Raw genomic sequence first — 17,173 nt, forward strand, 5'->3', positions numbered from 1 at the left:
ATCTACAGTTCTTTTTTAGGTTTTTTAACAATAAATAGTCTTTTCAAAGAGGATATTTATGATAATAAACAAACCTTGATATTTAGATAATATCAAGGTTATTTTTATATAAATATATTATTTTATTAAAAAATAGGTAATGAAGAGGATTTATTCTTATCTTATTCCTCTTTTTAAAAGCTCTCTACGTAATAAATCTAAAGCTATATTTGTAGCTCTTTCCCTTATTTTTTGACGATTTCCTGCAAGATTTAATTTTTTAACTATTATTTCACCTTTAATAGATAACCCTATATATACAAGTCCTACAGGTTTTTCTTCTGTTCCACCACTTGGTCCTGCTATTCCTGTAATAGATATACCTATATCTGCTCCTGAAGTTTTTGTTATTCCACTTACCATTTCTTCAGCAGTTTCGCTACTTACTGCACCATAATTTTCTAAGATATTTTTGTTAACACCTAGTCTTCTTATCTTTGATTCATTACTGTAAGTTACTGCACCTTCTAAAAATGAAGAGGATATACCAGAATAATTTATAAGTTTTGCAGCAATCATTCCTCCTGTACAGGATTCAGCAGTAGCAATAGTTAAATTATTTTTTACTAACATTTCTGCTAATACTTCTTCTAAGGAAGTTTCTCCTTCTCCATATACCCTATCACCTAATATCTTTCTTACTTTTTCTTCTATAGGTTTTATTAATTCATACCCTTCTTCTTCACTATGGGATTTAGCAGTTATTCTAAAGGTTACTTCTCCATCTTTTGCGTAAGGAGCTACAGTAGGATTTGTTTGGTTGTCTATAATATCACTTAACATATCTGCTGCTTCACTTTCACCTACTCCTATGACTCTTAAAACCTTAGAAACTAGTATACCATCCTGATACTTTAAAAGATATGGTACTGCTGCTGCTTCAAACATAGGTTTCATCTCTTTTGGTGGCCCTGGAAGAGTTATAAGTATTTTCCCTTCCTCATCAATAATGCATCCTGGTGCTGTACCATTATTATTTGGAAGTATTATAGCATCCTTAGGAAAATATGCTTGCTTTTTATTACTCTCTGACATAGTTTTGCCTAATTTGTTGAAATATCCTTCTATTATTTTTAAAGATTCTTTATGTAATACACTTTCTTTCCCAAAATATTCAAAAGCTACTTCTTTAGTTAGATCATCCTTTGTAGGACCTAGTCCTCCAGTGGTAATAACTAAATCTGACCTACTAAATGCTAATTTATAAGCCTCCTTTAACCTTTCAGGGTTATCTCCTATAACACTTTGATGATAAACAAATATTCCAAGTTCACTAAGTCTTCTTGCTAAATATTGAGCATTAGTATTCACAATATCTCCAAGTAATAGTTCTGTTCCAACACATAGTATCTCTGCTATCATTTTAAATCCCTCTTTTTACTTTTTAAATTTTAAAAATAATTATACTTTATATTATATCACACCTATTTTTAATGTTTTCATATCTATAAATATATTATCCTATTGATGTAAAACTATAAGTAAATTATTTACTCTAGCTATTTTTATTATTAAATAATAAAATTAAATTTATAAACAAATAATATTTAATACACTTTCTATGTTTTAGCTTTAGATGCCTTAGCTTAATAATCACTTTTTTAGTTAAAGATACTATTATGAAATTAAATCTGAAAGGATTGATATTATGCCTAGAAAAACTAAAAATAATCGTAATAAATATAAAAATAATCGATGTAGATCTCTAGGTTTGGATAGCTATGGAATGCTTAAGTGCAAAATTATAGATTATAAGGAAGAACGAGAGAATGACAGAACTCCTCATTTTCAAATTCACGTTCACGCAAATAATGATCATTATAAATTAGCTATAAATGTTAAATCTGCTGAGAAACCTAGTGAATTAAGATTTTATTTAAATAAAAATTTTATTCATCCTATTATCTCAAAGATAATTGATGTACCATATGGATTTTCTTATAGTTTTGAATACACTTTAGATTATGTCCGGGGAAATCTTGGCTTTGCTAAAAAAGATATGATTACTTTACCTTATGATGCAAAAGGTACTGATAATGATATTACAGATAAATTTGTTCAGATAATAAGTGAAGCAAAGAATAAAAATGCTGACCTGTATGCTTTTGGAGCAAAATGGTCACCTGGAATATATAAATCAAACAGAGATAACGACTCATTTAAACTAGTACCTAATTGCGGTATGCATAATATACATATGAATCAAGGAAATAAAGGGAATCATCAATATGAAAATGGTGTTTATCAAGACGGTGGTCTTTTAATACATTACCCATCTCAAAATACATGGACAGCAATATTTCTTGCTTTTCAATCTCAATCATGGGATACAGATAATAATACTGGAATGGCTAAAGATTAAAGAAGTTATAGCTTTAAATATTTAAGATGTTATAAAAGAAGAGAATATTACCTTTTATAAGTAATATTCTCTCAAATCAAATTATTTTTCTATATCATATGTCCACTTAGATATACCTTCATTCATATGATATAACTTGATGAATCCTTTATCTTTCCTGAATACCCTTTAATAAATAAAAAGCTTTTATGATTAAATACATAAAAGCTCTTTTAATAATTCATACTATATAAATTAATATCCTTTATTTAAATCTACAACATTAAATAAATTTTCATTATTTTTATAATGACTTAAATTTTTATATACAGTAGTAAATCTTCGTTCATTTCTCATTTCTGAAATCCATGAATTATGGGAATTTATTATTACATTTTCTAATTCCCAAAGGATACTATTTTCATTTAATGGTTCTTCCTCAAAAACATCTAGTGCTGCAAAGGAAATTTTATCTGTTTTTAAAGCTTCAATAAGTGAACTTTCATCTATTATACTTCCCCTTGCTACATTCACTAAAAATACACCATCTTTCATTTTATTTATAGTATCTTTATTTATTAAATGATGTGTTTTTTCTGTATAAGGTATAGTTATAACTACAACATCACTAATATGAAGTACTTTATCTAATTCATCTATAGAATAGCATTTATGAAAGTACTCTTCTTCATGACCTGAGGTATTAATGCCTAATATATTAGCTTCAAAACCTTGAAGTCTTTTAGCGCCTTCCTTTGCAAGACTTCCTGTGCCTATAAAGGTAACTGTTTTTCCATAAAGCTCTAGTAGGGAAGTGTCCATCTTCCATTTGTGAAGTCTTTGGTTTTCATAAGAGACTTTACTTTTTTTAAGCATTTCTAATATTTTTAGTACAATCCATTCTCCTATAGGAATGCTATATCCACCTTTATTATTACAAAGTATTATATTTTTCTCTTTTATGATATCTTTAGGCACTTGATCTATACCTATACTAGATAATAATATTAATTTTAATCCTTTCATTTTCATTATATCTAAAGTTTCAAAGGGATTATAGCAAACTAATATTTCTACATCATCTAATTCTTCACTATAAGTTATAGTTTTTTCATCTTTAATTATAATTTCATAACCTAAGTCTTCTATTGCCTTAATCTTTTCTTTACCATAATTATAAGTAAATAATACTTTCATAAATATACCTCCATACTCTTAGATTAATTATAACTTTTTACTTGATAAGAAAGCTTATTAAAGCATTTTTATTAATTAAAATTTAAAATAAAATGCCTTATAAAAATTCATAAGGCATTTTATTCTAGCATATAGAAGAAAATAGCTAGACAAAAATAGGCGTATATTTTATCTTAGACAAGGAAACAGGTTCCCATAATATCAGATAATGGAACTCTGATAACGCAATATGATGAAAAATAGACCATCATACTGACTAGTTATTTTTTTGAATATACCTTATTTAAATACATTTTCTAAGTTATTAAATAAGCTACTGTTCGCCTTAATTTTATTGTCATTTCCTAATACAGTGTAGAAATTCTTATTCATTATATCTTCTATCATTTTTGCATAATCTCTTATATCTTTTTCTGTTATGCTTAAAACTTCTTCTCTTTCTTTTATCCTATCTTCTTTAGTAATATGTCTTAAGTAAAAGGCTACAGCTCTCTCCCCTTTCATTGAAGGTGTTAGAGGTGCATCTAATTCACTTATTGTACCTATAATATATTTAGTCATTTCTCTTTCAGAGGTAGAAAAGTTTTTAATATAATTTACAACATTATCATAAGCTTTTAAAGTTTCAGCTAAATTAGGATCTCTATAGGATACAAATACTAAGTTTCCGCTTCTAACTAAATTTGCAAAACCACCATAAGCTCCGCCTTGAACTCTTATTTTATTCCATAAGTAATCAAGACTCATTATTGTCTTTAACACTAATAATTTTCCACTATATTCATAACCTAATTTCTTCAAGTTATATCCTTTAGCTACATATTGAACATTTGAAGAAGTTAACAATCCTTCGTTTTTCTGTTCTTCTTCAAACTTATAATGCTGCTTTTCATATTTTTCATCTTTTAAATCTTTAACTAATATACCTATATTTTCTTCTAGGATATTAAATTCTTCTTTCTCACCTGTAATAGCCACCATTAAATTATTTTTATTAAATATAACTTTTTTAACATGCTCTAACTTTTCTATAACTTCATCTATTTTACTATCAAAGTTCTCTTCTATATCCTTTATGAACTTGTAATATTCATAACCAGAAATATATTCCATATATTTAGCAGCTGGTGTATAATACGAGTTTAGTCTTGAAGCAGCTACTTGGTGTCCTCTATCAATCATTCTCATTTCTATTCTAGATTTTAATTGCTGAACAATTTCCCTTATACGTCTTTTATTTTTAAAGTTAGTATAGTTAAATATCTCTGATAATAACTCTAATTGATGAGGAATTTTATCCACAATCCCTTTAGAATAACCCACAACATATGGATAATACTTGCTGCTATCTAAATCATCTGCAAATATTTCACTTTTGAAATAAATTCCACCTGTATTAATTAACATTTCATTAGATAAATCAACATAGGACTTTTTATCTGTATCAAGTTTTCCTAATAACGAAGAAAGTAAACTTGCATAAGGTATATACTGCTCTTCTAGGGACATAGCATCAAAATGAACGTTTATATATGCTATTTTACTACTAAAAGTGTCATGCCATAAAACTCTAACTCCATTGACTTCTTTATCTACTATTGCTAAATCATCAACGGTTCTTTCTATGTCCGTTAATGAGAGCATAGGAATTGTTTCTAATACTTCTGGTGAATCAGGTGTATTTTGACGCTCTATTAAAGAATTAGTTTGTTTTATTATATTTTCAATTTCCTCATCACTTAGAGTTTCTTTATAAGCTTTTAGCTTTTCAGAAGTCTTCTTATCTATTTCTTCTGATAATCCTTTTTTAGGTTTTAATATTAATAATGATGAGTGATTATTATTTAATAAATACTTGCTAATAAGCTCCTCAAAATAATTTGTAGTTAATGCAGTTTTCATTTTATTAATCATATCATCATATTCTAAATGGATTGTAGGACTCTTTCCATATAGCCAACTATCCATAAGAGATATATAATAAAATAATCCTTTAGGGAATCCTTGAAGGTCTGCTTCTCTTAATCTAAACTCTGTTATGTTAATACAAGCCTCTATAAGCTTTTTATCTATTCCGTTATCTACAAGTTCCTTTAAAGTATTATAAACAATTCTTTCAAATTCTTCTTTTTTACTTTCATCAGAATTTTTAACTACTATACTAAATATAGGTTGCAATATACTTGCATCTAAACTTCCATATACATCTTTACCTATATTAGCATCTAATAATGCTTTTTTAAGTGGTGCACCTTGAGTTTCTAATAATAAGTATTCTAGAGTGTCTAGGGCTAAATGCACTTCAGGTTCATAGGCTCTTCCTGTTACAAAATTTAAAGCCATAAAAGTTTTATCTTTCTCATTATCATCTATAGCTATAGGATATTCTTCCACAATTTCAATTTTCTCTTTAGGTGATGATTGAAGTTCTATTTTAGAATCTATATCTTTATAATCAAAATTACTTAGATATTCTTCATTTATGAACTTTAAGCAATTATCTAAATGCATATCTCCATACAAGAAAATATAGCTATTAGATGGATGATAATATTTAGTATGGAAGGCTAAAAACTCTTCATAAGTTAAATCTGGAATATGTTCAGGATCTCCACCTGATTCTACTCCGTAGGTTGTATCAGGAAATAGATCTTCCTGAATTTTTCTCATTAACACTCCTTCTGGTGAAGAAAATGCACCTTTCATTTCATTGTATACAACGCCTTTATAGGTTAAATCATCTTCTTTATTTTCAAGCTCATAATGCCAACCTTCTTGCATTAATATTTCTGGCTCATTATATATGTTAGGGTAAAATACTGCATCTAGATATACATCCATTAAATTTAAGAAGTCTTTTTCGTTCTTACTAGCAAGAGGATATATAGTCTTATCTGAAAAAGTCATAGCATTTAAAAATGTATTTAAGGATCCTTTTATAAGTTCAACAAAAGGTTCTTTTGTTGGAAATTTTCTTGAACCACAAAGTACACTATGCTCTAATATATGTGCTATCCCTGTACTGTCCTCTGGTGGGGTTCTAAATCCTATTGAAAAAACTTTATTGTTATCATCATTTTCTAGATGTAGTAACCTTGCTTTAGTCTTTTCATGTTCAAAAATTCTTGATATTGAATTTATTTCTTTTATATTTTTTTCTTCTATAAGTTTAAATCCGTTATAAATTTTACCTACTTCATATCTCATAAAATCACTCCTAACTTTATTACATTATATCAGACATACATAAAGGAAACACACATCCCTTTAAATATATTTTACTTAGTTAAAGTTTAATATTCATTTAAATATTTATATTGTAATTTAAATATTTAATTTTTATATCCTTAAATTTTAATGACTTCTTTATAATAAAGAAGTCATTAAAATTTAAAATTAATTTACTTAATAATATACTAATTTTTTATCTCTGTTTTACTTTTTTCTAATTTTTCTAAATTTTTAGTTGCAGTAGAAAGCATAAGCTTCATTCTATTTAATTGATTTACTTCACTAGCACCAGGATCATAATCTATTAGTGTAATATTTAAATAAGGATATCTTCTCTTAATTTCTCTAATCATACCTTTTCCTATTACATGATTTGGTAAACAAGCAAAAGGCTGTATACAAACCATATTATTAATTCCAGCTTCTAATAATTTAATAATCTCTGCTGTTAATAACCATCCTTCTCCAGCTTGATTTCCAAGAGATAAAATGTCATCTGTTCTTCTTGCCAATTTTTCAATGGTTTCTGGTGGAGTAAATCTCTTACTATTACTAAGTGCTTTCTTCATTTCACTTATGTAAAACTCTATGTATTTAATAGCTAACTTACCACCTAAGAAGCTTTTTAAACTTCCACCTAACTTCTCATATTTAAACTTCTGATTATAAGAACAATATAATAGAAAATACATTAAATCCGGTACTATTACTTCTGCTCCTTCTTTTTCTAATATTTCTATAATATTATTATTTGCTAAACTATGATACTTTAAGAAAATTTCCCCAACTACTGCTACCTCTGGCTTAATTGTATTATTGATCTCCAAACTATCAAATTCATTTATCATTTGGTTTATAATATTTTTAAATTCTTTAAAACTTCCACTAATTATGTTGTTTTTACATATACCTAACCATTTTAAATAAAGTAAGTCTGTTGAATTTCTTATCTTCTCATAAGGCTTTACTCTGTTTATCATTTTCATAAGTAAATCGCCATAGGTTACTGCCATCAAACCTTTATTAACCATTGGTACAGTTATTTTAAATCCCGGGTTATTCTCTATTCCTTGAACACTTAAAGATATAACTGGTACTTTTTCATATCCTGAATCTTTTAATGCTTTTCTTATAAGACCAATATAGTTAGATGCTCTACAAGTACCTCCTGTTTGAGAGATTACTACAGAAGTGCTATTTAAATCATAATGTCCAGACTTAAGTGCACTTATGATTTGGCCTATTACTACAATGGCAGGATAACAAGTATCATTATTTACATATTTTAATCCCTCTTCTATGGTATGCCTATTAACTGTTGGTAATACTTTCAAATTGTATCCTGAACTTTTAAAGGCAACCTCCAATAGTTCAAAATGTATTGGAGAAAATTGTGGACAAAGTATTGTATGTTTTTCTCTCATTTCTTTTGTAAATATAGTTTTATCATATGTCTTTATATTTTTTAACTTAGAAATTTGCAATTTATTTCTATTATCTATAGCAGCTTTAAGAGAGCGTATCCTAATTCTAGCTGCACCTAAATTATTAACTTCGTCTATTTTTAGTAATGTATATATTTTCCCAAAGCCTTCTAATATTTCTTGTACTTGATCTGTAGCAATTGCATCTAATCCACATCCAAAAGAGTTTAATTGGATTAACTCTAGATTTTCTCTATTACCTACAAAATTTGCGGCCCTATATGCTCTTGAATGGTAAGTCCATTGATCAAGTACTCTTAATGGTCTTGAAGTTTTAGCTAAATCTGCTACTGAATCCTCTGTAAAAACTGCCAATCCTTCTTCTGATATCATATTGGCTATACCATGATTTATCTCTAAATCTAAATGATATGGTCTACCGCTTAATACAATGCCCTTTCCACCATTTTTATCTAAGTCTTCTAGAATTTCTAATGCTTTATTTTTTAAATCTTCTTTAACCTTTTTAGCTTCTTCATAAGCTTTATCAACTGCAAGGTTTATTTCTTTTTGACTTATATCAAAGGCTCTTAATTCATCATATAAATTTTTCTTCATTGACTTTTTATCATTAAAATTTAAGAATGGATTTTTATATATAATCTCTCCACTTCTCAAAAATTCAATATTATTTTTAATAACTTCTGGATAAGAAATTACTATAGCGCAGTTATAGTGATTATCTGCGGTTTCATCTTCCAGTTTCTCATAAGGAATACATGGATAAAATATAAATTTTAAACCCTTTTTTATAAGATTTACTATATGACCATGAGCAATTTTTGCAGGATAACAAAGAGACTCTGAAGGTATTGTATCAATCCCTTCATTATAAATTTTCTTTGTAGAATTTGGAGATAATACTACTCTAAAACCTAGTTCTGTAAAGAAAGTGTACCAAAATGGATAGTTTTCATACATATTTAAAACTCTTGGTATTCCTACTTCCCCTCTTTTTGCCTCTTCTAAGGTAAGAGGTGTATATCCAAAAATTCTTTTATATTTATAATCAAATAAATTTGTCGCTTTCTTTTTATTTTTAGTAACTCCTACACACTTCTCACATCTATTACCAGAAATAAATTTTCTACCATCGGAAAATTTGTTTATAGTAAGCAAACAGTTATTACTACATAATCCACAATGATTAAATTCATTTGATACTTTAAATTTTTTAAGATCAGATTCTGCTAAAATACTAGAAACTTCATTTTTATTATAATTTTCTTTTGCAATAAGAGCAGCACCAAATGCTCCCATAAGCCCTGCGATATCAGGCCTTATAGCTTCTTTGCCAGAAACTTTCTCAAAGGCTCTTAAAACAGCTTCATTATAAAAGGTTCCCCCTTGAACTATAATTTTTTTTCCAAGTTCCTCAGGATTTTTTACTTTTATAACTTTATAAAGAGCATTTTTAATTACAGAGTAAGATAATCCAGCAGATATATCTCCAATACTTGCTCCTTCTTTTTGAACCTGCTTAACTTTAGAATTCATGAATACAGTACATCTTGATCCTAAGTCTACTGGACTTTGTGATAATAAGCCTTCACTAGAAAACTCTTCAATACCCATATTTAAAGATTGTGAAAATGTATCAAGAAAAGAGCCACATCCTGATGAACAAGCTTCATTTAATTGAATAGAATTTATTACTCCATCTTTTATTTTGATGCACTTCATATCTTGACCTCCTATGTCAAGTATAAAGTCCACACCCTTTAAAAAATGCTCCGATGCTTTATAATGGGCTATGGTTTCAACTTCTCCAATATCAATATTTAGAGCTGACTTTATAAGAGCTTCTCCATATCCAGTAACAGTTGCCTTAACAATTTTTATTTTTTCATTAATTTTACTATATATATCTCTTAATATATTTATGGTACTTTCTAAGGGTTTTCCCTTATTACCATCATAAAAAGAATATAATATGGCACCTTCATTATCTATTAATATAGCTTTAGTAGTTGTAGAACCAGCATCTATCCCTAGGAAAGCTTCACCTTCATATGTAGTTATATCTCTTCTTTTAGCCTTACAGTTATAATGCCTTTCTCTAAAGCTTTGTAATTCTTGTTCATCTTTAAATAATGGCTCTAGTGTATATGAAGTAGATACATTATTATTCTCTAAGCTTTCAACAGATTTTAATAATTGTTCAAAGGTTATAACTTTCTCTTTTTTAGATTCAATAGCTGTACCAATAGCTACAAATAGTTGTGAATTTTGTGGAAATAATATTTCTTCCTGATTTAATTTTAAAGTATCAATAAATCTTTTTCTAAGCTCCGATAAAAAGTACAAAGGTCCTCCTAAAAATGCTACATTCCCCTTTATTGGCTTTCCACAAGCAAGACCACTTATAGTTTGATTGACAACAGCTTGAAATATAGATGCAGCTATATCTTCCTTTGTAGCACCTTCATTTATAAGGGATTGTATATCAGTTTTTGCAAAAACTCCACATCTTGCAGCAATTGGATAAATAATCCTATAATTTTTAGCTAATTCATTTAATCCTTGAGCATCAGTTTCAAGTAATGCAGCCATTTGATCTATAAAAGCTCCTGTGCCACCAGCACAAACTCCATTCATACGTTGCTCTAAACTACCTTCAAAGTATGTTATTTTTGCATCTTCTCCACCTAATTCTATCGCTACATCAGTAGTATCTATAAAGGCTTCAATTGCTTTTGTGCAAGCAATAACCTCTTGAATAAAAGATAGCTCTAAATTCTTTGAAAGTGATAGTCCACTCGATCCTGTCATCATTGCTGTAATACTATAATCCTTATATTTATTAAAAGCTTCTTTTATAAGTAAAGCTGTAGTTTCTTTTATATTAGAGTAGTGTCGTTCATATTTACTATAAATAATATTATCCTTCATATCTAATAATACAAGCTTAATAGTAGTTGATCCTACATCTACTCCTAAATGTAATATTTCTTTCATAAAATCCTCGCTCCAGTACTATTATTATTATGACATCTTCGAAAAATAATAGGCCAGTATGTTAAGCTATTTTCTTTTAGATGTCTAATGTCACTTATATCATGAATAACATTCATAATATATGAGCATCATTTTATGATTTTACCCTTTTTGAGACATAATATACTTATGTTTTATTATCTGTTGTATATATCAGGATCAAAAAGTAAAAATAAAGCCATTTGTATAATACAAATGGCTTTATTTTATAATCTTGAAAGTAAAGCTTTTCCTAGTATAGTTACAAAGTTTACATCATCTAAAGCAAATTCCTTTTTTCTTGTTGAAACAGATAAATATAAAATTGCTCTGACTTTGTCATTTTTTATAATAGGTGAAACAATCACTGATTTCCAATTTGGCATAGAGCTTAAAGAGTCATATTCATTTATATTATCCCAATCTATAGTACAGATATTATTCTTATTAACTATAACATCTCTTACTAAGTTTTCATTATATTTTTCAGAATTTATCCATTCTTTATCAAATGCTCTTCTTCCGTAAATATCTCTTATTTCACTATCATTTACTAGGAATATGATTCCATTATCTGATTCTGTTGATTCTATAATTCTTCCTAATGCGTTATAGAGCATTTCTTCTCTTTCTTTACTTGCTCCAACAATTTCAATAAGCTCAATCATGGTAGAAACATTTCTAAAATCTTGATTTATATTACCAGAAATAATTCCTGTAAGCTTATTTGTTGGATTCAATTTTCCTCTATACTTTTCACTCCATACCACTGATCTATTTCTACCTGTATTTTTAGCAATATATAGAGCTTGATCTACCTTTTCTATTAATTCGTCATACTGAGTAGCGTGCTCTGGAAAAGTAGCTACGCCTAAGCTTATAGTAACATCTCGTTTACCTTTTAATATATTTCTCTTATGGATTTTATCACGAATTTTTTCTGCAACTGTATAAGCTCCATACATATCTGTTTCTGGAAGAATTACTATAAATTCTTCTCCTCCATATCTTCCACATATATCTGTTTCTCTGATATTCTCTAGTATAATGTCACAAATTTCTTTTAATACTAAATCTCCTGTTCTATGGCCAAATCTATCATTTATATCTTTAAATAAATCTATATCAATCATAATAATAGAAAAACTAGAATTGTATTCATTGCAATATTCTAATTGATTGTTAATTGCTTTTTCTAAATACTTTCTAGTAAGGGTAGAGGTTAATTTATCTGTAGTAGAACTGATTTGAGTATTATACTTATCAAGTATAATACCTAATATCTTAGTAATTTTTAAACATTCTTTTAAGCTATTTTCATTAATATTATTTAATATTCTCTCGGATTCTAAATAAATATATCCTATAATATTATCTATATAATATATGTCAGAATTTCTTTTTAAAATTTTAATTCCTTTATCACCTTTACCATCCATTATTATTGGAATACACATACTTGATTTAATGGATGAACTAGTTATTTTACAAGATGTAAGAGTAAACCTTTCTATAAAATCATCTTTAATAATAAGTGGTTTTCTCATATCTCTCACTCTATTAAATATAGTTAAATCTTTAGGTAATTGTTTATTACTATTACTACTTGCTAATATTTCAAATTTTCTGTTATTTTCAACTACTACTATTGCTCTATTAGATATAGTTAAATAACATAAATATTGAACTATTATTTCCATATTCTTTATGCTATTTGTTGTTAAATGTTCAAAAACATCTGTTACATCAGTTATTTTTGTAGGTAGTGATAAAGAATTTAGTTCTCTTAAAGAATCCATAAAAAAATTACTCTTATAATTTCATTATAATTTAATAAATTAAATAAATCTTCTATATCGTTCTCTGTATTAACTTCAATTTTATTCTTATCAGAATCTATAGTATTTTTTCCATATTTATAGCAATCAACTATATACTTAAATCTTTCAAATGGTAATACCATATTATTGCAAGTAATAAAACCTACTCTAAAATCTTTAGGTACTTGTAATGCTAAATCTATAATTACTCCACAAGTTTCAAAATAATATATTGCTGCATAAGAAAATTCTTTTATTATAAAAATAATTTGCTACAGTTAAATAAACTATCCATAATAAATAATTTTGCTCTTCTTCCTTACAATTATTTAAAACATTAAATAAGCTTTCTAAATTAACATTATCATATAATATTGTTTTAAGAAAAGTCACTTTGTAATATTTCTATAGGATTTAATTTCACTTTCTATTGGTTCAATTAGACTTAGCAATCTTTTAGCCAATTTAATATTGCTTTTTAAATAAAAATTTGTTGCTGAAATACATATTATTGAGGCAGCAGTATCTTTATTAGTAAAATAATTGAATCTTTCTTCTAATTCTTTAAATAATTTTTCTATATCTTCATATTTATTTTGCTCAAGTTTAAAAATTAAATTTAAAAGCTCAATTTCAAATCTAAATATTACATCAGAATTATTATAAGAATCCAAAGCTTTTTTCATATAATTTTCTGCTGAGCATATCTCTCCGCAAATATAGTGAATTCTATATCCTAAAAGATAAAATTGCCCTGCATCTCTTTCTGTTACATTGTACTCGTCAATATATCTCTTACTTAGTAAATAATACTTATAAGTTTCACTATATCTTCCAAATTTATATAGTATATTTCCTAAATAAGTATTACAATAAAACTCTATAGAAGGATAATCATACTTTTTAGCTTTTTCTGATGCTAAAATATAATTATCGTAAGCATCATTATATTGATTTAAGCTATAATGAACAAAAGCTATATTTATTAATGCTATTATCTCGTCATATACTAAATTCTTTTCCTTACTTAAATTATATACTGTATTAAAGTATTCAAAAGCTTTATCTGTGTCCTCATAATAATCACTATATATAACTCCAATATTATTAAGTATCCTTATTTTTTCTCTATAATTTTCATCATTACATAATGCTAAGCATTCAGTAAGCATTTGTAATGCTTCTTTTATTTCATTTGTATATATAAATATGCTGCATATTATACTATAAAATTTAAATCTATATTCTGAATTTTTTTCATCACATTTTTGTAATGTCTCTATACAAATATTATAAGACTCTTCATATTTTCTTTCTGCTAAATACATAGAAGCTAGTATAAAATTATATGCTATTAAACCATCTTCATAATTTATTTTGCTTAAAATTTCTTTTGCTTTTTCTTCATATACTTTAGCTTCTTTTATATAATTTCTTTCAACATATATTTCTAATATATTAATTAGGGCATCCACTACTTCCTCATAACAATGTTCTTTTTCCCCTAAGATCACTGCATCTTTAAAATATTCTAAAGCAGTGCTTTGTTCATCTTCTTGAACATATAAATTCCCTATATTTAGCATTACATTTAATATACACTTACTATCATTTCCAGTAATTTTCAAATAATGTAATATTTTGAGAAAATTACTTATAGCATCTTTTTTATTGTTTAGCATTAACATTGTCTCTGCGTTTTTATTATAATAATTTATTAATTTTAGTTTGTCTTCTGCTCCCTCTAAATGATAAATAAGCTCCTCTAAGTATTCACTTCCTCCTTCTAAATAATATTTTTCTAGCATCTGTGCTGCTAATTTATGCTTATTCTTTTTTTCATATTTATCTATTCTCTCATTAATATATATTTTTAAAAATTTATTATAAAAATCAAAAACAAAACCTCTATCTTCAATTTTCTTACATAATACTCCTTTAGATATTAAATCATCTATAAATTTTTGAAGTTTATTAATGTCTATATCTACAAATATACTTATCATCTCTAAAGAAGTTGCTTTATCAAATATAGAAATTACTGAAAGAATCTCATAAGTTATCTTATCAAACTCATTTATTTGACTCTCTAATGCTTCATGCATATTTTTAGGAAATTGAAGATTTTCAAAATCATATTTTTTATACCATTTTCCGCTACTATCATTTATATATATATATTTTCGAAAAAAAATATCCTTTAATAATTCCTCTACAAATAAGGGATTCCCACTGGTATTTTTATAAATTAACTCAGTAAAATTCTCCGGTATATGCTGCATACATAATATATCTTTAATCATAGTACCTACTTCATCAATATTAAGTTCTTTAAGTATAATTTCTAGTCTTATATCTTCTTTTATTTTATATATAAATTCCATGAACTTTTTATTTTTTAGACACTCACCATCACAATAAGTAAATATCAACATTAACTTATTATTCTTATTACATTTGCTAAAATTATAAAGAATAAATTCTAAGATAAAATCATCTGCACAGTGTAAATTATCTATTAATATTATTATAGGCTTATCCCAAAATACCTCTTCAATAAAATTACTGATGTTATTTATAACTCTAAATTTTTCTTTAGCTCCTATTAAAGTTTCCATAGGTGTTATATCTATATTATCTGCTATTTCAGGAACAAATTTTACAATATCATAGGCATATTTATTTATAGTTTCTTGTTTTGCCTTTGAAACAACCTGTCGTATAAATTCACTAAAAACTTTCTCACTACTTTTACAATCTATTTTTTTATCTAAGGTACTATAAACCTTTGTGTTCTTTAACTTTAATAAATATTCTAAATGCTTTAAAAATCTAGTTTTTCCTATACCTGTCTCTCCATGTATAGTAACTATTTTATTTAGCATTTCATACTTAATTAAAGAATTATAAATATTTATTATAGATTTTATTTCTTCTTTACGACCTACTAATTTATTATTAAAATTTAATTTTTCAAGTAGTTCTTTTTTATAAGGTTTATAGTTTGTATTAAATTTATTATTGATATCTACTATAATATCTGCTATGCTATCATATCTTTCTTTAGGGTCAAACTTTATCATCTTTTTAATAATACTATAAAATTTTTTATCAAATTTGTTTGTAACTTCATAGTCTTCATAAAGATAATTGTTTATGCTTTCAATAACATCATTAATACTTTTATTGCTTAAGTTGTGGTCATTACTTTGTAAGTATAATATTAATAAAAACACACCTAAAGAATAAATTTGAGATTTTATTGTGTATTCTTGTTTGTTTATATTTTCTGGAGCTTTGAATAAATTTTCCTTTGTAAGCTCTTCTGTAAACTCATATTTTGTTAATTCAATAGTAATTAAATCTTTTAATTTTATAATATTATTTTTACTATCGTAATAAACACTATCTCCATTTAAATATTCATAAATATATCCTTGTATATTTAGATAGTTTAAAAGTTGACATAGAGAAGTAAAAACATCAATTATTTTTTCTTTAGTGTCACATTGTAAATCAATAAGTTTATCTTCTTTATCCATTAATTCAATAGTATAATAGTACATTTTATTATAAACTTGTTTATTATCAATCATGTCTACTAATCCAAACTCAAATATGGAAAGCAATCCTACCTTATTAAGGCTACCTAAACTTGAACAATTATCTATACAAAAATTAATAAATTTTTTTGGAATGTATTTTGAATTAAGAATGTTGAGTTGCATTATTTTCGAGTTATTTAATATATCTACCGCCTTATAAGAAGAATATAACCTACTTTGCTTTTTATGTTCAATTACTCTATATCTATTGTTTAAAATTTCCACCCTTAATTACACCCCTTTTTCAATACCCCTCACTAAATTATTTATCATAATTATATCAAAATAAAACATTTTTTTAAATATTTACCATTTATATCTAAATAAATTGTTTAAAAATAGAGTAGACACTCTAATATAGGTATTATGTTGTAAAATAATCATGATCTACTATACTTCTTTTTAAAAACTGCTACTAAATTAAAAAATGAGAAATTTAAAAATAAGTTTTAACAAATTTATTTATTAAAATAAACCTTT

General features: G+C 26.3%; 8 protein-coding genes. 1 reads left to right on the top strand and 7 read right to left on the bottom strand.

Going from position 1 to position 17,173, the window contains the following annotated elements:
- Positions 1 to 156: 156 nt before the first annotated feature.
- Positions 157 to 1,401 (bottom strand): competence/damage-inducible protein A, encoded by a 1,245-nt coding sequence (locus ACY1IQ_RS08255; RefSeq protein WP_461613504.1) that lies wholly within the window; start codon positions 1,399 to 1,401, stop codon positions 157 to 159.
- Positions 1,402 to 1,687: 286 nt separating this feature from the next.
- Between ACY1IQ_RS08255 and ACY1IQ_RS08260 the strand changes: the two genes are divergently transcribed.
- Positions 1,688 to 2,401, top strand: a complete 714-nt coding sequence (locus ACY1IQ_RS08260) for a DUF2278 family protein (RefSeq protein WP_461613505.1) — start codon at positions 1,688 to 1,690, stop codon at positions 2,399 to 2,401.
- Positions 2,402 to 2,635: 234 nt separating this feature from the next.
- Here ACY1IQ_RS08260 and ACY1IQ_RS08265 read toward each other — a convergent pair whose 3' ends face one another.
- The 6 genes from ACY1IQ_RS08265 to ACY1IQ_RS08290 form a co-directional block, all read right to left on the bottom strand.
- Positions 2,636 to 3,583 carry a phosphoglycerate dehydrogenase gene (locus ACY1IQ_RS08265; protein ID WP_461613605.1) on the bottom strand — a complete coding sequence of 316 codons (948 nt, stop codon included), beginning with the start codon at positions 3,581 to 3,583 and terminating at the stop codon, positions 2,636 to 2,638.
- Between the two features lie 273 nt (positions 3,584 to 3,856).
- On the bottom strand, positions 3,857 to 6,784 hold the full coding sequence (locus ACY1IQ_RS08270; protein ID WP_461613506.1) for an insulinase family protein: 2,928 nt from the start codon (positions 6,782 to 6,784) through the stop codon (positions 3,857 to 3,859).
- Between the two features lie 209 nt (positions 6,785 to 6,993).
- Complete coding sequence (locus ACY1IQ_RS08275; protein ID WP_461613507.1) at positions 6,994 to 11,250, bottom strand: acyl-CoA dehydratase activase-related protein; 4,257 nt, start codon at positions 11,248 to 11,250, stop codon at positions 6,994 to 6,996.
- A gap of 245 nt (positions 11,251 to 11,495) precedes the next feature.
- Positions 11,496 to 13,067 carry a sensor domain-containing diguanylate cyclase gene (locus tag ACY1IQ_RS08280; protein WP_461613508.1) on the bottom strand — a complete coding sequence of 524 codons (1,572 nt, stop codon included), beginning with the start codon at positions 13,065 to 13,067 and terminating at the stop codon, positions 11,496 to 11,498.
- Complete coding sequence (locus tag ACY1IQ_RS08285) at positions 13,055 to 13,231, bottom strand: hypothetical protein (protein ID WP_461613509.1); 177 nt, start codon at positions 13,229 to 13,231, stop codon at positions 13,055 to 13,057. The genes ACY1IQ_RS08280 and ACY1IQ_RS08285 overlap by 13 nt, the downstream gene beginning before the upstream one ends.
- Before the next feature lie 246 nt (positions 13,232 to 13,477).
- Positions 13,478 to 16,918, bottom strand: coding sequence for a protein kinase domain-containing protein (locus ACY1IQ_RS08290; RefSeq protein WP_461613510.1), 3,441 nt, complete (start codon positions 16,916 to 16,918; stop codon positions 13,478 to 13,480).
- Between the last annotated feature and the right edge of the window lie 255 nt (positions 16,919 to 17,173).

This window comes from Clostridium sp. Marseille-QA1073 (assembly GCF_054863625.1).

Coding starts and splice junctions, on each gene's coding strand:
- ACY1IQ_RS08280 (WP_461613508.1), bottom strand. CDS start 13,067: ATGGATTCTTTAAGAGAACTAAATTCTTTATCACTACCTACAAAAATA.
- ACY1IQ_RS08260 (WP_461613505.1), top strand. CDS start 1,688: ATGCCTAGAAAAACTAAAAATAATCGTAATAAATATAAAAATAATCGA.
- ACY1IQ_RS08255 (WP_461613504.1), bottom strand. CDS start 1,401: ATGATAGCAGAGATACTATGTGTTGGAACAGAACTATTACTTGGAGAT.
- ACY1IQ_RS08275 (WP_461613507.1), bottom strand. CDS start 11,250: ATGAAAGAAATATTACATTTAGGAGTAGATGTAGGATCAACTACTATT.
- ACY1IQ_RS08285 (WP_461613509.1), bottom strand. CDS start 13,231: ATGGTATTACCATTTGAAAGATTTAAGTATATAGTTGATTGCTATAAA.
- ACY1IQ_RS08270 (WP_461613506.1), bottom strand. CDS start 6,784: ATGAGATATGAAGTAGGTAAAATTTATAACGGATTTAAACTTATAGAA.